General features: G+C 61.8%; 18 protein-coding genes. 14 read left to right on the plus strand and 4 right to left on the minus strand.

Annotation, left to right across the window (positions count from 1 at the left end):
* The gene (gene pdsA / locus BN1133_RS18540; protein WP_050667923.1) at positions 1–600 is read right to left on the minus strand and encodes a periplasmic diheme shuttle PdsA; all 600 of its coding nucleotides are present in this window, start codon (positions 598–600) and stop codon (positions 1–3) included.
* Positions 601–821: 221 nt separating this feature from the next.
* Here pdsA and BN1133_RS18545 point away from each other — a divergent pair, with 221 nt between their 5' ends.
* The 3 genes from BN1133_RS18545 to BN1133_RS18555 are packed head-to-tail and all read left to right on the plus strand — an operon-like array spanning position 822 to position 5,979.
* Positions 822–3,020 carry an OmcA/MtrC family decaheme c-type cytochrome gene (locus BN1133_RS18545; protein ID WP_050667924.1) on the plus strand — a complete coding sequence of 733 codons (2,199 nt, stop codon included), beginning with the start codon at positions 822–824 and terminating at the stop codon, positions 3,018–3,020.
* Between the two features lie 46 nt (positions 3,021–3,066).
* A complete protein-coding gene (locus BN1133_RS18550; RefSeq protein WP_050667925.1) occupies positions 3,067–4,011 on the plus strand; it encodes a DmsE family decaheme c-type cytochrome in 945 nt (314 codons plus the stop codon).
* A 9-nt stretch (positions 4,012–4,020) separates the two neighbouring features.
* The gene (locus BN1133_RS18555; RefSeq protein WP_050667926.1) at positions 4,021–5,979 is read left to right on the plus strand and encodes an MtrB/PioB family decaheme-associated outer membrane protein; all 1,959 of its coding nucleotides are present in this window, start codon (positions 4,021–4,023) and stop codon (positions 5,977–5,979) included.
* Between the two features lie 42 nt (positions 5,980–6,021).
* Here BN1133_RS18555 and BN1133_RS18560 read toward each other — a convergent pair whose 3' ends face one another.
* Both BN1133_RS18560 and mpl read right to left on the minus strand, forming a co-directional pair.
* Positions 6,022–6,639 (minus strand): flavin prenyltransferase UbiX, encoded by a 618-nt coding sequence (locus tag BN1133_RS18560; protein WP_050667927.1) that lies wholly within the window; start codon positions 6,637–6,639, stop codon positions 6,022–6,024.
* Positions 6,636–8,003 (minus strand): UDP-N-acetylmuramate:L-alanyl-gamma-D-glutamyl-meso-diaminopimelate ligase, encoded by a 1,368-nt coding sequence (gene mpl, locus BN1133_RS18565; protein ID WP_050667928.1) that lies wholly within the window; start codon positions 8,001–8,003, stop codon positions 6,636–6,638. Before mpl ends, BN1133_RS18560 begins: the two co-directional genes overlap by 4 nt.
* Before the next feature lie 162 nt (positions 8,004–8,165).
* On the opposite strand from mpl, the gene ppa reads away from it, so the two are divergent.
* Positions 8,166–8,693, plus strand: a complete 528-nt coding sequence (gene ppa, locus BN1133_RS18570) for an inorganic diphosphatase (protein ID WP_050667929.1) — start codon at positions 8,166–8,168, stop codon at positions 8,691–8,693.
* A gap of 53 nt (positions 8,694–8,746) precedes the next feature.
* On the opposite strand, the gene BN1133_RS18575 is transcribed toward ppa, so the two are convergent.
* Entirely contained in the window at positions 8,747–9,085 is a 339-nt protein-coding gene (locus BN1133_RS18575; RefSeq protein WP_050667930.1) for a hypothetical protein, read from the minus strand.
* Between the two features lie 162 nt (positions 9,086–9,247).
* Between BN1133_RS18575 and BN1133_RS18580 the strand changes: the two genes are divergently transcribed.
* The 10 genes from BN1133_RS18580 to BN1133_RS18640 all read left to right on the plus strand — a co-directional run bounded on the left by BN1133_RS18580 (position 9,248) and on the right by BN1133_RS18640 (position 18,709).
* On the plus strand, positions 9,248–10,123 hold the full coding sequence (locus tag BN1133_RS18580) for a hypothetical protein (protein WP_050667931.1): 876 nt from the start codon (positions 9,248–9,250) through the stop codon (positions 10,121–10,123).
* Between the two features lie 181 nt (positions 10,124–10,304).
* Positions 10,305–10,847 carry a YtfJ family protein gene (locus BN1133_RS18585; protein ID WP_050667932.1) on the plus strand — a complete coding sequence of 181 codons (543 nt, stop codon included), beginning with the start codon at positions 10,305–10,307 and terminating at the stop codon, positions 10,845–10,847.
* Positions 10,848–10,877: 30 nt separating this feature from the next.
* Entirely contained in the window at positions 10,878–11,150 is a 273-nt protein-coding gene (locus BN1133_RS18590) for a hypothetical protein (RefSeq protein WP_050667933.1), read from the plus strand.
* Between the two features lie 57 nt (positions 11,151–11,207).
* Positions 11,208–11,783, plus strand: coding sequence for a DUF2796 domain-containing protein (locus BN1133_RS18595; RefSeq protein ID WP_050667934.1), 576 nt, complete (start codon positions 11,208–11,210; stop codon positions 11,781–11,783).
* Between the two features lie 3 nt (positions 11,784–11,786).
* On the plus strand, positions 11,787–12,476 hold the full coding sequence (locus BN1133_RS18600) for an ABC transporter ATP-binding protein (RefSeq protein WP_050667935.1): 690 nt from the start codon (positions 11,787–11,789) through the stop codon (positions 12,474–12,476).
* Positions 12,470–13,717 (plus strand): ABC transporter permease, encoded by a 1,248-nt coding sequence (locus BN1133_RS18605; protein WP_050667936.1) that lies wholly within the window; start codon positions 12,470–12,472, stop codon positions 13,715–13,717. Before BN1133_RS18600 ends, BN1133_RS18605 begins: the two co-directional genes overlap by 7 nt.
* A 19-nt stretch (positions 13,718–13,736) precedes the next feature.
* Positions 13,737–14,210: a DUF3299 domain-containing protein gene (locus BN1133_RS18610; RefSeq protein WP_082178059.1), complete on the plus strand. Its 474-nt coding sequence runs from the start codon at positions 13,737–13,739 to the stop codon at positions 14,208–14,210.
* A gap of 93 nt (positions 14,211–14,303) precedes the next feature.
* Positions 14,304–15,158: a TIGR03899 family protein gene (locus BN1133_RS18615; protein ID WP_050667937.1), complete on the plus strand. Its 855-nt coding sequence runs from the start codon at positions 14,304–14,306 to the stop codon at positions 15,156–15,158.
* 634 nt (positions 15,159–15,792) lie between these two features.
* The gene (gene lpxM, locus BN1133_RS18625; RefSeq protein ID WP_050667939.1) at positions 15,793–16,791 is read left to right on the plus strand and encodes a lauroyl-Kdo(2)-lipid IV(A) myristoyltransferase; all 999 of its coding nucleotides are present in this window, start codon (positions 15,793–15,795) and stop codon (positions 16,789–16,791) included.
* Between the two features lie 1,174 nt (positions 16,792–17,965).
* Complete coding sequence (locus BN1133_RS18640) at positions 17,966–18,709, plus strand: hypothetical protein (protein WP_050667942.1); 744 nt, start codon at positions 17,966–17,968, stop codon at positions 18,707–18,709.
* Positions 18,710–19,007: the final 298 nt, after the last annotated feature.

The raw sequence follows: 19,007 nt of genomic DNA on the forward strand, positions 1-19,007 counted from the left end.
TCATTGCAAGCTGGCGTAGTATTCGGCCAGCGCCTCCAGATCGGCCTCGCTCATGGCGGCGAGCGCCTTGTTCATGCTCTTGTCCACATCGCGCTTGCCCTGTCGGAACTCGTGGAGGGAGTAGAGCATGTACCCCTTCATCTGCCCCCCCAACAGGGAAGACTCATCGGCCGGATTACGCCCTCCTCCCGTGTGGCACTTCTCACATTTGGCCTGATGCAGAGCCTTGCCCACCGCCGCCCTGGCACTATCGAAGGGCTGCTTGGCCGGCATGAAGGGGAGCGCGGCATAATAATCTGCCAGGGCGTCGATCTGTGCCTCGGAGAGGCCCTTCATCACCTCGGTCATATCGCCGCTCTTGCCCGTCTCTCCCGACACATGATTGACCCGCTTGGCCGGCCGCCCCTCCAGATAGGTGCGCATCTGATCGCCGAGGTTAACGGCGGGCAGCCCGGCAATGGTCGGGATTTCCTGGGAGAGGCTCACCCCTTTGGGGCCATGACAGGCATCGCATCCCTTGGCCACATCCTCCACCGAGGCCTGCGCCACGCCCCCGCCTATCGCACCGAGCAATAACACCATTCCAATTGCCTCTTTCATCTGTCGTCACTCCCCAAGAACCGTTTACCCGCTCACAAAATCAGCTTTATTGACATCATTGTGAGCATAGCCGAGCGCAAATCACCTACCTTTCTAATGGGTAAGGTCGTGAGATGGCGCACAGTTAACCGCCATTAAAGAAGCAAGAAAAAAACACTTTTGAGCAGTTTCATAAGGAATGGAGCCGGACTGATACCGGACCTGCATCAAAGGAAAATAATATGAGACTCTGGAATGCAGTGATGGCCACCCTGTTGGTCATGGGAGTGGTGGCGTGCGGTGGTGGCGGTGATAGCGACAAGAATACGCCTCCCCCCACAGGCAAGCCCGGTGTCACTATCTCTTCCCCTCGTTACGATGCCCAAAGCCGCAGCCTGACGGTTGAATTCACCGTCATGGACAGCCAGGGACGCCCCATCACAGGGCTCACCCCCTCCTTCACCCTGGCCCAGCTTATCGAGGAGGAGCAGGGACGCGCCGGCACCATCAGTCGCTGGCAGAGCCTGCTGAACCGGAGCCGCAACCGCCCGGCCGACAGCGCCTCCAGCATCCCCTCGGTGATCCAGCCCACCACCAACCCGGCCGCCAACGGGACTCTGACCGACCACGGTGACGGTCGCTACAGCTACCTCATCAAGCAGGTCCCCTACGGCACCGACACCGATCCGGTCAATGGTCAGCCCCTGCAGTTTGTCACCAGTCGTACCACCCGACTCGGGATCCAGCTCGCCGCCACCGACAGTTCCGATATCAGCAATCCCACCTACGACTGGGTGCCTGACGGTGGCCCCCTGAGCAACCGCACCATGGTTGAGACCAAGACCTGCAACAACTGCCACGACAAGCTGGCCCTGCACGGCGGCGGCCGGGTCGAAGTCTCCTTCTGCGTCACCTGCCACAATCAGGGCAACACCGGCTATGGCCGCAGCTTCGTCAACAAGGTTGAGCAAAACGAGCTGAGCCTCGATTTTCGGGTCATGCTGCACAAGATCCACCGGGGCAAGGATCTCCCCCAGGTCGAGGCCACCGACGGCGGCCAGTACATGGTCTATGGTTTTCGAGACCGCAAGCACCTCTATGCCGCCAATGATGGCGGCACCCTCTCCGGGGTGCATTTCCCGCAAGATCTGCGCAACTGCTCCACCTGTCATGACGACAGCAACAGCAAAACCCCCGAAGCCAACCACTGGTTCAGCGTCCCCAGCACCCAGACATGTGGCTCCTGTCATGAGGATCACAGCGCCAACCACTTCAGCTCCACCGAGTTTTACTGCGCCAACTGTCACGGCCCCAACCCGATCTTGCGCCAGGCCTCGGTGAAGGTGATGCACGAGGGACGACTGGCCTCACTGCAAGCGGGTAGGGATACCCTGCAGATGACCATGGAGAGCGCTCGCTACCAGGCACCGAATGTGCTGGTCGAGGTACGCCTGCGCCGGGATGGGGTGGGCGTCAACAGCCTGGGCGAATTGTTGCCCTATCTGAACACAGGCAAGGCCTATGTGCTGGTCAACTGGGACAATGGCCAGGGAGATGCCATCAGCTACTCCGAGAACCGTATCGACATGGCCAGTGGCTGTGTCGCCCAGGGCGATGGCCTCTTCCTGTGTCAAAAGAGCATGACCCAGGTGCCGGCAGACAATGCCGTGCTGGTGGTGGCCAATGCCGAGATGGCCCTGTGCGCCGATCGCAAGGCGCTGGAAAATGGCAAGCCGGCCAGCCTGGCCCAGTGCAGCTCCCTGGTGGATCGCTCAGGCAATCCGGAAGATGCCGACCTGCACACCATCGCCGCCAACGTGGCCCATGGGGCCTTCGATCTCGGGGGCAGCCCGGTCTCGTATCAGGAGCCGGTCGGAGTCAACCGTGCCAATTGCAACAGCTGTCACAAGGATCTGACGGTGCACGAGCGCAATCATAACGCCAAAGATTTCGTGCAGTGTACCAGCTGCCACAACGCCACCCGGGCCGCCTTCTATGCCGGCTTCCCGGCCGACCTCAAGTACCACGTCCACTCCTTCCACGCCATGGGCTCGCACAGGGATGGGGAGTCCCGCTTCCCCGGTGTCATCAACAACTGTGAGAACTGCCACACCCAGGCCCAATACAACCTGCCCAACCAGCAAAACCCCAGACCCTCGCTGGCGACGACCACGGCAGACAACAAGAACCCCAAATACTTCAGTCCCACCCTGGTGGTCTGTGCCAGCTGTCACCTCAAGTCCCCCCTCGGCCTGGTCAATCCGACCACTCCGGCCAGTGGCGATGAGTGGGCGTCGCACATGCGCAGCAACGGTGCCGTATTTGGTGCCGACAGCGCGGTCGCAGCCAGCGGCACCGAGCAGTGTGCCAGCTGCCATGCGGTCGGCCAGGAGCAGGGGGTCGACAAGGTTCACAAGGTATACGACTACCGCGCTAACTAAAGGCCGTGGCGGGGAACCCCGCCCGGTACATTGAGGGAGTCACGAGATGAGAAGGACGACGAGATGGAGCTTGGCCCTCTGTCTGCTGCTCGGAGCGATGGCGGCGGTGCAGGCGGCCGACCCCAGGGAAGAGGTTGAGGCGGTGCTCGACAAGAAGTTCGACGAGGGACACTACTCGACCAAGGGAGCCGATACCTGCCTGCGCTGCCACGATGCCGACTCGGACAAGCCAGCCACCGGTATCTTTCACACGGTACACGGCAATCCGGCCAATGCCCGTGGACCCATGGGGGATCGTCAGTGCGAGGCGTGTCACGGACCGGTCGGCAATCACGCCCGCAATCCTCGCAAGGGTGAGCGCAGAGAGCCGATGATCACCTTCGGGCCCGACTCTCCCATTCCGGCCGAGAAGCAAAACAGCGTCTGCCTCTCCTGCCACACCGACACCCGGCGCATGGGATGGCACGCCAGCAGCCACGCCAGTGAGGATCTCACCTGCACCAGTTGCCACCGGGTACACCAGACCAGGGATCCCATGAGCGAGAGCACCAGCCAGACCGCCATCTGCACCGGGTGTCACGCCAAGGAGAAGGCCGATCTGCACAAGCGGTCCAGCCATCCCCTGCAAAACGGGGCCATGGCGTGTGCCAGTTGTCATAACCCGCACCAATCCATCAACCCGGCCGATCTCAAACAGCCCTCACTCAACGAGACCTGCTATGAGTGCCACGCCGAGAAGCGTGGCCCCTTCCTCTGGGAGCACCAGCCGGTCAACGAGGATTGCGCCCTCTGCCACGAGCCTCATGGGGCCATCCAGAGCGCCCTGCTCAAGAAACGGCTGCCACAACTCTGCCAGGAGTGCCACAGCGAGCCCCACGCCAACGTGGCGATCCCGGAGGGGGATCTCAAGGTGCGGGGCGGCAGTTGCCTCAACTGCCATGGACAAGTCCACGGCACCAATCACCCCAACGGCCAGAGCCTGAGACGCTGAGGAGGAGCCATGCGCCACTACACTCTCTGCCTGCCCCTGCTGACGGCCTTCGCCAGTCAGGCTGCCGATGACTACGACCTGCAACGGGCCCGGGCCACCGATACCGAACGCTGGCGCTGCAACGCATGCGAGCCCTATCAGGGCTGGCACGGCGACGTCGGGCTCGGCGTCGGCTACATGAATGATGACGGCGCCAGCCGCTTTCGCAACTGGGTTCCTACCAACTATGACCAGGGGATACTCGGCACCCTCAACACCGACCTCGACTATCGGGGAGAGGGGAGTGAATACGGCCATATAGAGGCGACCGATCTTGGGCTGAAGCGCTTTTCCGTCGCCACCGAAGCGGGCCGCTACGACGGGCTGAGGGGGCGCTTCGAGTATCGCGAGAGCCCCTACTACTGGAACCGGGGGGTGAGCGTCTATCAGGGAGAGGAAGGGGTTCTCTCGGCCGGCCCCCTCACCCCGTTTGACAAGGAGACGCTGCGAAAACAGGTCTCCCTCGGCCTGAAATTCACCCCCAAGAGCCCCTGGCAACCCCACGCCAGCCTGCGTCATGAGACCCGGCGCAGTACCCTCACCGGCTATACCAGCACCCTGCCCGGGATGGGCCCCATGCCAGGCTGGCTGCCCATCCCCCAGGATCAGAAGACGACCCTGATGGATGCGGGGGTGAGTTATCTCGCCGAGGGGTGGCTGGTCGATCTCAGTTACTACGGCACCCTCTACACCAACGAACACCAGGCCCTCTACTACGGCAGCCAGGCCAACCCCTATCTCAATGATCGCGCCTATGAGCCCGACAACGACTACCACCGCGTCACCCTCTCCGGCAGGCGCAGTTGGGATCGCCAGAGCCTCACCGGACGGGTCATGATGAGTCAGGCCACCTCCAGCGGCGGACTCAACCCCTTCGCCAACACACCGGTGACGCAGGATAACTTCAACGGGCGGGTAGAGACCTGGCAGGCCGATGCGCGCTGGCTCAACCGGCTATCGCGCTCGCTCACCCTCAAGGCCAGCGCCGAGCACCATGACAGGCAGGACAAGTCGGATCGCCAGGTGGTGATCGGCAAGCTGCGCCCCCCGACCGATCGCAGCCACACCAAGGGGGATCTGGGCGCCACCTACCGTCTCTCCCGCGCCATCAAGCTGGAAGGGGGTTACCTCTACCGGGGGGACCGGCGGGAAGAGGCCGATCGGCGCGAAACGGATCTGCACACCCTCTATGTGCGTGGCCGCTACCAACCCGTCGGCCCCTGGAGTGCCGGCACCAGGCTGAGCCTCAGCCGCCGCACCGGCTCCGAGTGGCTGGGGGATAGCGGCGGCACTCCGACCCTGCGCCAATATTATCTGGCCGACAGAGACAGGGCCGAGCTCAGGGGGGATCTCACCTGGCAGGTGAACGATCCCCTGACCCTCACGGCAGAGGCCTGGTGGGCCGAGGACAGTTACCCCGAACCCGATATCGGGCGCAGTCAGGACAGGGACTACGGGGTCGACCTCTCAGCCAGCTGGTCGCTGCCCGAGCAGCTCGATCTCAACCTCTTCCTCAATCAGCAGTGGATAGGATCGGATCAGCAACACGCCTACGCCTATGCCCCCGACTGGGCCCCCTACCAGACCCGGGTGCGCGATGAGATCTCCACCTTAGGGCTCGGACTCACCAAGAGGAAGGCGCTGGAGCGGGATCTCACCCTGGGGCTCGACTACAGCTACAGCTATGGACGGGGGCGCAATGAGGCCAGCGCCGGCTACGACTATCCGGACCTCACCAGCACCCTGCACCGGCTCAGCGGCTATGCCCTCTACCAGCTGGACGAGCGCCAGGCCCTGAGAGTGGATCTGCGCTATGAGCGGGTGAGCGACGAGGACTACCTCTATCTGGGGGAAGAGGCCAATCTGGGCGAATGGAACCAGCACTACGGGGGGTATTTCGGCGGGGTCTCCTGGCTCTATCACTTCTGAACACAAACGAAGGGGACCAAACGGTCCCCTTCTCTTGTGGCGTCACTCATCCCGGGAGGGGGCGTAACCCCAGCGCTGGCACAGGGTGTGCGCAACCCCCAGGTGATCGAGGATGCGTGCCACCATGAAGTCCACCAGATCGTCGATGCTGCGCGGCTCATGATAAAAACCCGGCGCGGCCGGCATGATGGTCACCCCGAGGCGCGCCAGACTCAGCATGTTTTCCAGGTGAATGGCCGAAAAGGGCGTCTCGCGCGGCACCAAAATAAGCTGGCCGCGCTCCTTGATGACCACATCCGCCGCCCGCTCGATAAGATTCTCCGACGCCCCGTGGGCGATGGCCGAGACGGTGCCCATGGAGCAGGGGCAGACCACCATCTGTTTCGGCGCCGCCGAGCCGGAGGCCACCGGGGAGAACCACTCCTCCTTGCCGCAGGCGACAATCTGCCCCGCACGGGCACCGAAGTCGGCGCACAGTTGGGCCGAAAGGGCCTGGGGCGAAGCGGGCCAGTCGAGCCCCTGCTCGGTCTTGAGCACCACCCGGGCGGCGCTGCTGGCCAGCAGGTAGACCCTATAGTCGGCCTGCACCAGACACTCGAGCAGGCGCAGGGCATAGGGGGCGCCTGAGGCCCCGGTCAGGGCGAGGGTGATCGCGTTCATGCCAGACCGTGATACTCCTTGAGACGGGTGAGCAGCTTGTCATGAATGCCACCAAAGCCGCCGTTACTCATGATGAGAATATGGTCCCCGTCGCGGCACTCGGCCACCAGACGGTTGACCAGGGTTTCCAGCTCGTTAAACACCTTGCCCGGTTTGGCCATGTGGCTGGTCACCTCCCCCAGATCCCAGCCGATGTTGGGAGGCTGGAAGAAGAACACCTCGTCGGCATCCCCAAAGCAGCCGGCCAGCTCCTCCTTGTGCACCCCGAGCTTCATGGTGTTGGAGCGCGGCTCCAGCACCGCCAGGATGCGCTCGTCGCCGACCCGGGCGCGCAGGCCGCCGAGGGTGGTGGCGATCGCGGTGGGATGATGGGCAAAGTCGTCATAGACCCGGATGCCGGCCACCTCGCCCTTGAGCTCCATGCGCCGCTTGGGGGAGTGGAACTCACACAGACCGTTGATCGCATGCTCCACCATGACCCCGGCGTGACGGGCTGCGGCGATGGCCATCAGACCGTTGTTGACGTTGTGCTCGCCGATGCAGGACCAGTGCACCTCGCCCTGCTTCTGTCCGTCCAGCCACACCTCGAAGGCGGAGCCGTCGGCCTTGAGCTTGACCGCGCGCCAGGTGGCGTCGTCGCCCACCAGCTCGAGCTCGCTCCAGCAGCCCATCTTGTGCACGGCGGCCAGGTTCTCGTCGGCCTTGGGATAGAAGACCCGTCCGGTGCCCGGCACGATGCGCAGCAGGTGGTGGAACTGACGCTGGATGGCGGCGAGATCCGGGAAGATGTCGGCGTGGTCAAACTCCAGGTTGTTCATGATGAGGGTGCGCGGACGGTAGTGAACGAACTTGGAGCGCTTGTCGAAGAAGGCGCAGTCGTACTCGTCGGCCTCAATCACGAAGAAGGGGGCGGCGCCGAGCCGTGCCGACACCGGGAAGTTGCCCGGCACGCCACCGATGAGAAAGCCGGGCTCCAGCTTGGCGTATTCGAGCACCCAGGCCAGCATGCTGGCGGTAGTGGTCTTGCCATGGGTGCCGGCGACGGCCAGCACCCAGCGATCTTTGAGCACATGCTCGAGCAGCCACTGGGGGCCGGAGACGTAGGGCAGGTTGCGGTTGAGCACATATTCCACACAGGGGTTGCCGCGGCTCATGGCGTTGCCGACCACCACCAGATCCGGCGCCGGGTCGAGCTGGGCGGGGTCATAACCTTCGATGAGTTCGATCCCCTGCTGCTCCAGCTGGGTGCTCATGGGGGGGTAGACGTTGGCGTCCGACCCGGTGACCCGGTATCCAAGCTGCTTGGCCAGCACGGCCAGGCCACCCATGAAGGTGCCGCAGATCCCGAGGATGTGAATGTGCATACCGCTTCCTTTTCGTGTCAGGTAGGGCGCCATTCTAGCAATCAGCACCCCGTTTTGGCACGGGAAGGATGGCGTGAGGCGCCTGATATGGTCATTTGAAGCGAGCTCGCTATAATGTGCGTCTGCACTTTATTTCCGCCTCAACCGTTTTAAGGAAACGTCATGAGCCTGAACCTGGTACCGGCTGGCAAGAGCCTGCCCGAAGACATCTATGTCGTCATCGAAATCCCGCAAAACGCCGACCCGATCAAGTACGAAGTCGACAAAGAGAGCGGCGCCATCTTCGTTGACCGCTTCATGGCTACCCCCATGTTCTACCCGTGCAACTACGGCTACGTAAACGGCACCCTCTCCCTGGACGGTGACCCGGTTGACGTGCTGGTGCCGACCCCCTACCCCCTGCTGGCCGGCTCCGTCATTCGCTGCCGCCCGGTTGGCGTGCTGAAGATGACCGACGAATCCGGTCAGGATGCCAAGGTCGTTGCCGTTCCCCACTCCAAGCTGACCAAGCAGTACGACCACATCCAGGATGTGAACGATCTGCCTGAGCTGCTCAAGGCCCAGATCCAGCACTTCTTCGAGCGCTACAAAGAGCTGGAAGCCGGCAAGTGGGTCAAGGTTGACGGTTGGGGCGACAAGGCCGAAGCCGAGGCCGAGATCCTCTCCTCCGTCGAGCGTTACACCAAGTAATCGCTCCCCGGACAATCACAAGGCGCCTGCAGGCGCCTTGTTGCATTGAGGCGTCAGTGCGCCGGGGGGGCGGCGGGCCGGGGCGATGACGAGCCAGGCTCACCGCGGATATAGAGCTCCTTGCCCTCCTGCTTATACTCCCGATACCACTCCCCGCCGCAGCGATAGCTGCCGTCAGCCTTGCTCACCAACTCACAGTTGACCGGCAACACCTCGAGCCACTTGAGGGCCTCCTGATGGCGCAGCCACTCCTGCCACTCGTGCTCCCGGGCCAGTTGATCGCGCAGGGCAAAGGCGTCGACCTTCTCACTCCCCTTGGTCACGGTCACGCTGCCCGCCATGGCCGGCGCCACCACGGCCAACAGCAAGACCCCATATCCCCAGGTTCCCATCTTTCCTCCCGAGCCTCATCTTTTGCGAAAAAAAAGAACAGCCATTTCATCGGCTTGCATATTTTACCGACAGATTGTGTCCCATGGCCGTGCGGATTCACCTAGTAGTTAACTTATTCCCCTTGTGCATGACGTCAAGGGGTCACTACGGAGTGAACAGCCATGAAGTGGTTCCCTGTCCTGTTGACCATGACCCTTGCCCCCCTCGCCCCGGCCGAGCCCCTGACCCTGCAGTGGCAGTGGCACTCCCAGGATGGGAATCGTCATCACATCACCTTCTCCGCCGACGAGGGTGCCCTCGATGCCAGTCGCCGGGAGATGGTCACCCTGGATCGGGCCCTCAACTTTCCCCTCGAGACCCTGTTTGCCCAGATGGGAGAGAAGCTGCAGGGGACCCTGGCCGAGATCAACCGCCTCAGCCCTGAGGGTGCCGTCAAGTTTGACAATCTGGAGCAGGCCTTCGCCCTGCGCGATCAGAGCCCCCAATCGGTCATGTTCTGGCAGGCCTACCACCAATATCAGGAAGATGCCTTCTATGCCCTGCGCATCACCCCCTGCATCCACCCCACCGATCGCCGCCTGCCCTGCGTGCGCCCCAACTACTCCCAACTCTTCTATCAGCTCAAGCATGCGTTGCAGCCCCTGGCCAGGCAGTTTGCGCAATCTGACACCGCCAAGACAGTGGCCCTGTTGCAGGAGTGGCTAGACTCCATCCCCAGCCCCAACGAACAGGTGGATCACTTCGCCCCGCCCCTGCAGGCGCTGCAGCAAAACCGTGCCGACAGCGACGAGAAGGCGCTGTTGATGGCGGCTCTGCTGGCCGAGCTGCTCCCCGACTATGCCCTCTCCATCATCTATCCCGACATCAGCGTCGGCAGCGTCTCCCCCGCCTGGCTTGCCATCACGGCCGACAGCGGCCTTCAGGGGGAGACGGTACAGATCAACAGCCAGCCTCACGTGCTGCTTACCGGCTCACCCGTGCTGGTGCAACAGATGATGCTGTCGAAGATCCCCCTGGTGAGCGAGCCCCTCTACTAACCAAGAGATCCTACCACTCTCGGGGAGCTGGCATTTACCGCTCCCCGTGGCATGCTGCGCCCCTTGCGTCTCACCGGCACCACTTAACACTTTTTAAACAGGTCGGATCAGATTAGGATACATTCGGCCCATTTCCTCGGTGCCAAAACTGTTATAACATAACAAAAGGAGTGTCATCAGGATGAAATACCTGGCTCTTACCCTGGCGCTGCTGTCGCCCCTGGCCATGGCTCACAACATCAAGGAGTCTGCCCCCGTTCCGGTCGTCAAGATCAACGACAAGGGCGAGCTGATGCTGAGCGGCAAGGATATCGCCTACCAGCCCTGGCAAAGTGGCGTGCTCACCGGCAAGGTCTATCTGATCCAGCACATTGCGGGTCGCTCCAGCGCCAAGGAGCTCAACGCCCCCATGATCGAGGCGATCAAGGCGGCCAAGTTGCCCCACGATCAGTACCAGACGGTCACCATCATCAACAGCAATGATGCCATCTGGGGTACCTCTGGCTTCGTCAAGAGCAGCGCCGAGGACTCCAAGAAGGAGTTCCCCTGGTCCAGCATGGTGCTCGACGCCAAGGGGATGGCCCGTAACGCCTGGGCACTCGCCCCGGAGAGCTCGGCCATCATTCTGATTGGCAAAGATGGCAAGGTGCTGTTCGTCAAGGATGGTCAGCTGGCCAAGAACGATATCGACCAGGTCATGGGACTGATCAAGACCCATATCTAACCAAGAGGAGCAGGGGCGATCCCCGTCACGATGTTCAAGTTGCGCGCCCTGCTCTGGATCTGGCTGTCGGGTTGGTTGTGGATGCAACCCGCCCTGGCGGTGCACCAGCTTGACAGCCTGGCCCCCGATCACCCCCATCTGTGCCAACTCTGTGCCGTTCATCTGGACGGCAAGTGGCTGCCCGGTGCGGCGGTGGCTGCGCCGATTCCGCAGCTCCCCACCTCATACGCACTCCCCGACCGGATTGCCTCTCCCACCCTGGCTGCGCCAGGCGCCTACTCGATCCGGGCCCCTCCTCGTTAAATCGCCGACAAGCGTGCCGTTAATGGCACTTATCAATTTGATTTAACAGGAGTAATTATGAAACGTCTCGCCCTGATGATGGCGGCTGTCGCCTTTTCTGCTGCCGCCCACCACGATGATCACGCCAACGCCGGCCATGGCGCCCACGAGCATGGCCACGGCCAGCTCAACCTGGTTCTGGACGGCGATCAGCTGATGCTGGAGCTGACCGCCCCCGCGGCAGATCTGATCGGCTTCGAACATGCCCCCAGAAACGACACCGAGAAGGCACGCATGGATCAGGCCCTGGCCCGGCTCAAGAGCGCCGAGGGGCTGTTTGTGCTCACCCCTGCCGCCGGCTGCACCCTGACCGGGCAGCAGGTTCAGGCCGGTCATGAGGAGCACGATCATGATGCCGACGACCACGACCATGACCATGACCATGACCATGATGCCGCCGATCACCACGAAGGCCATGCGGATATGGGCGCCACCTATACCTTTACCTGCCAGCAGCCGGCGGCCCTCAAGGGGATCGAGGCCAGTCTCTTTACCCTCTACCCGAGTCTGGAGAAGCTGACCGTGCAGGGGCTCATTCCCGGCGGCCAGGTGGCCGGTGAGCTGACCCCCGGCAACCGGACCCTGGGTTGGTAAGCCATGAGCCGTACCGTGGTAACCATTCGTGATCTCGGCTTCGCCTGGCCCGGTCACGCCCCCGTACTCGAGATCCCCGAGCTCACCCTGCTCGAGGGGGAGCGCCTCTTTATCAAGGGGCCCTCGGGGTCGGGCAAGTCGACCCTGCTGGGGCTGCTCGCCGGCATCCAGACCGTCAACCACGGCACGCTCGAGGTGCTGGGCCAGTCACTGGCCCGGCTATCCTCCCGTGCCCGCGACGGATTTCGTGCCGCCGAACTTGGCTACATCTTCCAGCAGTTCAACCTGCTGCCCTATCTCGGCGTGGTGGAGAACGTCACCAGCGCCCTCACCTTCTCGCCCAGGAAGCGCGCGCGCCTGAGTGCCCCGCCTGAGGCCGAGGCCCGTCGCCTGCTGCGCGAACTGCAACTGCCCGACGAGCTGCACAGTCGCCCGGTGCACGCCTTGAGCATCGGCCAGCAGCAGCGGGTGGCGGCCGCACGGGCCCTGATCGGGGCACCGCCCCTGGTGATCGCCGACGAGCCCACCTCGGCCCTCGACAGCGACAACCGGGCCGCCTTTATCAAGCTCCTGTTCGAGGAGTGCGACAAGCAGGGCTCGACCCTGATCTTCGTCAGCCACGATCCGGGCCTCGAGCCCCTCTTCCCCCGGGTCGAGGATCTGCGCCAGCTAAACCGGAGGAGCCAATGCTAAGACTCGCCCTGCAGAGCTTGTGGGCCCGCCGCCTCACCGCCGGCCTGACCCTGCTCGCCGTCGCCATCAGCGTGACCCTGCTGCTCGGGGTAGAGCGGGTGCGCACCCAGGCCCGCGACAGCTTCGCCAGCACCGTCTCGGGGACCGATCTCATCGTCGGCGCCCGCTCCGGCCAGGTGAACCTGCTGCTCTACTCCGTGTTTCGCATCGGCAACCCCACCAACAACGTGGGATGGGATGCCTATCAGCGGATCAGCGCGCTGCGCGGTATCGCCTGGACCATCCCCCTCTCCCTCGGCGACTCCCACAAGGGATTTCGGGTGCTCGGCACCAACGGGGACTACTTCAAGTACCTGCGCTATGGCCGTCAGCAGCCCCTGACCCTGGCCTCGGGCCGCCCGTTTGAGCGCCCCTTCGAAGCGGTGCTGGGGGCCGAGGTAGCGCGCAAGCTCGGCTACCGCCTCGATCAATCCATCGTCATCGCCCACGGGGCGGGCAACACCTCCTTCACCCAACACGACAACCTGCCGTTCAGGGTGGTGGGGATCCTGGCCCCCACCGGCACCCCCATCGATCGCACCGTTCACGTGCCGCTCGCCGGCATCGAGGCCATCCACCTGGGGTGGGAGACGGGGCGTCACAGCAAGGCGGTCTCCGCCGAGCAAGCGCTGGCCCAGGATCTCACCCCCAAGACCATCACCGCCTTCATGGTGGGACTGAACCAGCGCATCCTCGCCTTCCAGCTGCAGCGCACCATCAACACCTGGCCGAGCGAACCCCTGATGGCGATCCTGCCTGGGGCCGCCTTGCAGGAGCTGTGGGGACTGATGAGCGTGGCCGAGACCGCCCTCTCGGTCATCGCCGGCTTCGTGGTGGTGGCGGGCCTCATTGGCATGCTCACCACCCTGCTGGCCGGGCTCAACGAGCGGCGCCGCGAGCTCGCCATCTTGCGCTCCCTGGGGGCCAGCCCGCGCCATCTGTTTGCCCTGCTCACCCTCGAATCCCTGGCCATCACCAGCCTCGGCATCCTGGCGGGGCTGGGGCTGCTCTACGGGGCCCAGGCCCTGGCGGCGCCGCTGCTCTCGAGCCACTATGGCCTGCAGTTCCCCCTTGCCCTGCCCACCTTGCGCGAGTGGCAACTGCTGGGACTGGTGTGGCTGGCCGGCCTCGTCATGGGACTGTTACCCGCCTGGCGCGCCTACCGTTACTCCTTGAGTGACGGCATGAGCATCCGTTTTTAATCTGATGAGAGAAGCCTTGATGAAACGTATCGCCCTGGGGCTGCTGGCCCTGCTCTGGATGGGATCGGCCGGCGCCACCCAGTACAAGACCATCGACTGGGATGCCCTGATCCCTCCTGCGGAGCGCAACGCCCCTCCCCCCGTGGTCAACCACGAGGGGAACCCCATGTCAGCCCCCCAACCGGTCGGGGGAGTGGTCAAGGAGCTCGATCAGAAGCCGGTGCGCCTGCCCGGCTTCGTGGTACCACTGGAGGGGGATGCCAAGACCATCACCGCCTTCTTGCTGGTACCCTACTTTGGCGCCTGCATCCATGTGCCATCGCCGCCCACCAACCAGGTGATCTATGTGCGTTTCCCCAAGGGGGCGCCGGTGGACGACCTGTGGGACGCCATCTGGGTCAAGGGCACCATGAAGGTGGTCAGCTCGAGCCACGAGATGGCCAACGCCTCCTACGCCATGGAGGCGGTCGAGGTCGCCCCCTACGAGGAGTAAGCGAGGGAAGCCGAAACCACCGCGCATGCGGTGGTTTTTTCATGGCCCATCAGGGAGTAACATCTCCCCATCGCCTCACAGGGAATGTGCCCCATGTCCGAACTCCCCCCACCCAAGCGTGACAGCAGCAACATATTGAGCAGCCAGGAGCAGACCCTGCGCCTGGCCCGCAGCCGCCATATCGACGGCATGCTGACCAAAAACAGCGACAGCACCTTCGAGCAGCGCGCCACCTTTCGCCTCGCCGCCGAGCAGGCGACCCGCCAGCGCAACCTCGAGACCATCATGGTGATGGCCCAGCGTCACTGCGGCGAAATAGTGGCCGGCGGCGAGCCGGATCCGGACTGGGTGACCCGCTTCCTGCAACTGGCCGAGGAGATAGGCTCTGTGCCCATGCAGCAGCTGTGGGGACGCATCTTCGCCCTCGAGATAGCGGCCCCGGGCAGCTTCTCCATCCGCGCCCTGACGACCCTCAAGGAGATGACCCAGCGCGACGCCATGCTGTTTCAACGCCTGTGCGCCCTCTCCTGCAACTATGTGGGCAGCGAGGAGCGGCGCCTGCTTACCGGCCTCTACCAGGGGGCCCGCCTGCTGACCCGGGCCAAAAGCAGCCATATGGGCCTTGGTAAATACCGCCTCCCCTACAACGCCCTGCTGCAGCTGTTCGAGCTGGGGCTGCTGCACAAGGGGGAGCTGGAGTCGGGCGATCTGCCCGCCGAGGGGCTGGAGCTGGCCTTCAGCCATCAGCGCTGGCGCCTGCAGGGCAAACAGAGTCACACCAAACTGATCTACTACCGCCTCACCCCGGTCGGCAACGAGCTGGCTCGCCTGCTCGAAGAGCCGAGCCTCGAGGAGTACCTCAAGGATCTCCAGACACTGCTGGCCCAGGGGCTCGTCATCGAGGTGACGGTGACCGCCCCCCCACCCCAGGAGGAGAAGGGGGGATAATCCCCCTCCTCTCTCCCCTCTTTCCGAGAGGTGCTCGGCCAAGCTCCTTGCCTATACCTGGCACTTTGATGCGGCTACGCCGCATGGGACGCAAGGCGTTCCTCCTCGAAGGGGTTTCGCCCGCCCTGTGGGCTTGGGCGAGTGACTTCTTGCTGGCCCAAGAAGTCACCAAGAAGGCCTTCCCCCACCAATCCGACCGCTACGCGGTTTCCCTCGGGTTGGTCGCCAGGTCGGGCGGAGCGCCGCAGATGGGGCATCCATGCCCCGCTGCGGCTGCGCCATCATCCCTGATGGCGCTCCTGACCTTGCTCCCACCCCTCGGCGAATTGAAGGGGGAGCCAATACCCTGCCCCTCTGGCGAACTTGCTGATACTGATGGCATCCGTAGGTTCGAATAGGGGGGGAAATCGGGAGGGGGGAAATCGGGACACCCACCGCTCTGAGCGCCGCATGGTGGTCAACAGAACCAAAATGGTGACTGTCCAATTTTCGGGCAATTTTCGGGCAATTTTCGAGGCCATGCAGTGGCATTTCGAGGCGGCGCTCCCGTTTTTGTCGCACGCGCTGAAGGCATAACTGGTATTACCTGTCGGGATGACTACAATGCAGCTCCTCATTTTGTCTGGCCCATGACATGTCTACCCCCGATCCCGTTTTTACTCCCTCGTTCGAGGCCCGCTTTCTGCATCCCCGTTACTGGTTGAGCTGGCTGGCGCTGGCCGTGCTGATGCTGCTGGCTTTCGTGCCGGTGCGACTGCGGGACCGGCTCGCCGCCTCGCTGGCGCCCCTGGTGTTTCGCATCTCGAAGAAACAGCTCTATATCGCCCGCACCAATCTGGCCATCTGCTTCCCGCACAAGAGCCCGGCCGAGCGCGACGCCATCGCGCTCACCTCGATCCGGGTCGGCCTCAAGAGTCTGCTGGGATTTGGCGAGTTCACGATGCGCAGCCCCCGTTACCTGATGAGCCGGATCCAGGTGAGCGGTTGGGAGCATCTCGAAGCAGAGCAGGCCGCCGGGCGAGCGGTGATCCTGGTGGTGCCGCACACCTGGCCGGTGGATGCGGCGGGGTATGGCCTCACCCAACGCGGAGTGCCCATGTGCACCATGATGAAACGGGCACGCAACCCTGTGTTTGACTGGCACCTCAACCGGGCGCGCGCCAAGAATGGCTGCCGGGTGTACGAGCGCAGTGCCGGCATCAAGGCGGTGATCCGAACCATCAAGAGCGGCCGCAGCTTCTTCTACCTGCCGGATCAGGACCATGGCCGCGAGAAGAGCCTCTTTGCCCCCTTCTTCGGCCATTCGAAGGCGACCCTGCCCGCCCTGCCCCGTCTGGTGGAGACAAGTGGCGCCAAGGCGGTGCCGCTGCTAGCCTGCTATGACGAGGCCAATCACTGCTATCGGCTGGAGATCGAAGCGCCGTTCGATAACTACCCCAGCGGCGATGTGATGGCGGACACCTGCCGGATGAACGACATGGTGCAGCAGCAACTGACCCGCCATCCCGGTCAGTACATGTGGTTTCTCAAGATCTTCGATACCCGTGAGGATCAGGAGGGGCCGGATGGCCTCTACGAAGCCGGGATCCAGCGGATCAGAAGGGGGCTCTCCCCGCACCCCGACGGGATCTAGTCTCACGCTTCAGCGCGAGGAGCTCGGGCGAGCTCCTTGCCTACGGCCTGACCTTTGATGCGGCTGCGCCGCATGGGACGCGAGGAGTTCCTCCTCGAAGCGGTTTCGCCCGCCCACTTGGAGGAGCTCAGTCTAGCTCCTTGCCTACGACGGGGATCTTGAACACGAGGGCCTTGCCCTCGAAGGGGTTTCGCCTGCCCTGCGGGCTTTGGCGAGTGACTTTTCTTTGCGTGGCCAAAGAAAAGTCACCAAAAGAAAGGCCAACCCCGCCGATTCGCTCTCCTTCGTCGAGTTCCCTCGCCTCAACCATCAGGCCGACGGTACGCGCCGACGGTCCATCCTTGGACCGCCGCCTCTCGCTCGACATCCCTGTCTCGCGACCTGGCCTGATGGCCTCACCTCGGCGAATCAGAGGGGGAACCAATACCGTGCCCGGCTGTGACTGAGGGAGGAAATCGGGACACTCACCGTTCCTCCATACCCTGCCCCCCTGAAGCGGTTGTTGATGCACTTGGTATTGAAGATCTTGCCCCTCTGGCGCTCCTGACCTTGCGCCCTCCCCTCAGCGGATTGAAGGGGGCCAATACCCTGCGCTGCGGCTGTTGCTGATCGCTGAAACAGCGAACCGATAAGCCCCTTCGCTATCACGGCACTACTCCAGCACTCATCAAGCCGATTAATTTATTGATCTTGCTCAGGAAACCATCATCTCCCTCTTCCCTCCCCCGCTTTGCTCGTTAACATAGCCGTTTGGCAACCGTCTCACCGGAGTCACCCATGAGCCAGGCCTGCACCACATCGCAGGTTAACAGCAGCAGACTGGAGGCTGAAATTCAGGGGCGGTAGCCTTGCCGGATGGTATGGATAAGCAAGTGGAGCGATCACTCAACATGGTGACGGTTTCATTTTTATTTCTGACCTGTTCACGCAGGCGTGCTTTGGTGACACTTTCCAAGAGTGACTGCGCACTGTTTTTTCATACAGTAGTAACAGTGGCGCAAAAAGAGGAAGTCAAGCGAATACGCTCGGACACCTGATGTAATCTGTAATGTTATGATTTCATAATGATTTTTACTTGGCGGCGATTGAAATGTTACGGAGTTAGATGGAATTCTCTGCTAACGGATTAGTACCGCCTTCCATCTAATCACTGTTACATTTCTACGAGGTTGCATTGAAGAATTTGCGTGATTACCAGCCAGAAATATTTGGCGTTATCGTAGCCTTGGCGGTACTAAATATTTGGTATCTGTGTTCTGTTGCTATTGATGAGTCTGTTGTACCTAAAAGCTATGACTATTTAATAAGGCTCTTGACAGTGGCCGCCGGTGGTTTTATTGGTGCATTTTCTGCCTTTTGGCTGAAAACCTATGAAGAAGGGAAAAAGGACAAAAAGAAAGAGAAGAGTGCTTTGAATTCTGCGCTTTTTGTTCTAATCAGACAGATTAATGCAATACAATGTATTAAAAGAGACCTGGACAAATACAAGACCCCCTTTGAACGCGGACTTTCTCTTCCAGCAATGAAGCCACCTGATTATTCAAGTGTTAAGCAAGACATAGATAGCCTTCAGCTCTTGATTGATAATGACAATGCTCAAATTCTCATGGAGCTAACCATTGAGCAGGAGAGATTTGAGCAAGCTATTAACTCGATCAATATCCGTAACGAATTTTATGTAAACGAAGTGCAGCCAGCTCTTAGCTTTCATGCATTAAACGGCAGGCCACTACCATTGGCCGAGTTTGAAGAAAAATTAGGTGAGCGTTTATTTCAGGGGGCTATGAATGGGGCCGCTGTATTGTATGAGCTCGTATACGCTAGCTATGTATCGCTACACGAGAGGTATACTGAATTACGAGTTCTAGCCAAAAAGCTATTTCCAGGTGAAAAGTTTGTAGCCTGGGTCAAAATGTAACAAACGCGTCAATTAGGACGCTCGCAAGCTCACGCCTATTACGCGGACGTTAGCAACCATGAAACCAAAATCGATAATCGCCAAAAACTACGTGTGGTGCGATGAGTTTGAGAGCTCATCATTTACGGGGCTGCTCCACGAAAAGCAGTACTGGTCCATGAGCGAGTACTGGGAGCTAGAGTGGGCACTACATCAACTAGTAGGAATCAAATCGCCTGAGCTTCAGTGGCGAATATTTCGAATTTTTAGCTACACACTTCTTTCTATTGGCTGTCATCTCGACAAAAAAGATCTCTAT

The organism is Aeromonas schubertii, assembly GCF_000820105.1.
Classification (GTDB): Bacteria; Pseudomonadota; Gammaproteobacteria; order Enterobacterales; family Aeromonadaceae; genus Aeromonas; species Aeromonas schubertii.

Bases quoted from the DNA above. Each gene is read 5' to 3' on its own strand.
- BN1133_RS18545 (WP_050667924.1), top strand. From the start codon at position 822: ATGAGACTCTGGAATGCAGTGATGGCCACCCTGTTGGTCATGGGAGTG.
- BN1133_RS18555 (WP_050667926.1), top strand. From the start codon at position 4,021: ATGCGCCACTACACTCTCTGCCTGCCCCTGCTGACGGCCTTCGCCAGT.
- BN1133_RS18585 (WP_050667932.1), top strand. From the start codon at position 10,305: ATGAAATACCTGGCTCTTACCCTGGCGCTGCTGTCGCCCCTGGCCATG.
- BN1133_RS18560 (WP_050667927.1), bottom strand. From the start codon at position 6,639: ATGAACGCGATCACCCTCGCCCTGACCGGGGCCTCAGGCGCCCCCTAT.
- BN1133_RS18600 (WP_050667935.1), top strand. From the start codon at position 11,787: ATGAGCCGTACCGTGGTAACCATTCGTGATCTCGGCTTCGCCTGGCCC.
- BN1133_RS18605 (WP_050667936.1), top strand. From the start codon at position 12,470: ATGCTAAGACTCGCCCTGCAGAGCTTGTGGGCCCGCCGCCTCACCGCC.
- pdsA (WP_050667923.1), bottom strand. From the start codon at position 600: ATGAAAGAGGCAATTGGAATGGTGTTATTGCTCGGTGCGATAGGCGGG.
- mpl (WP_050667928.1), bottom strand. From the start codon at position 8,003: ATGCACATTCACATCCTCGGGATCTGCGGCACCTTCATGGGTGGCCTG.
- BN1133_RS18575 (WP_050667930.1), bottom strand. From the start codon at position 9,085: ATGGGAACCTGGGGATATGGGGTCTTGCTGTTGGCCGTGGTGGCGCCG.
- BN1133_RS18610 (WP_082178059.1), top strand. From the start codon at position 13,737: ATGAAACGTATCGCCCTGGGGCTGCTGGCCCTGCTCTGGATGGGATCG.
- BN1133_RS18580 (WP_050667931.1), top strand. From the start codon at position 9,248: ATGAAGTGGTTCCCTGTCCTGTTGACCATGACCCTTGCCCCCCTCGCC.
- BN1133_RS18595 (WP_050667934.1), top strand. From the start codon at position 11,208: ATGAAACGTCTCGCCCTGATGATGGCGGCTGTCGCCTTTTCTGCTGCC.
- ppa (WP_050667929.1), top strand. From the start codon at position 8,166: ATGAGCCTGAACCTGGTACCGGCTGGCAAGAGCCTGCCCGAAGACATC.
- BN1133_RS18590 (WP_050667933.1), top strand. From the start codon at position 10,878: ATGTTCAAGTTGCGCGCCCTGCTCTGGATCTGGCTGTCGGGTTGGTTG.
- BN1133_RS18550 (WP_050667925.1), top strand. From the start codon at position 3,067: ATGAGAAGGACGACGAGATGGAGCTTGGCCCTCTGTCTGCTGCTCGGA.
- lpxM (WP_050667939.1), top strand. From the start codon at position 15,793: ATGTCTACCCCCGATCCCGTTTTTACTCCCTCGTTCGAGGCCCGCTTT.
- BN1133_RS18615 (WP_050667937.1), top strand. From the start codon at position 14,304: ATGTCCGAACTCCCCCCACCCAAGCGTGACAGCAGCAACATATTGAGC.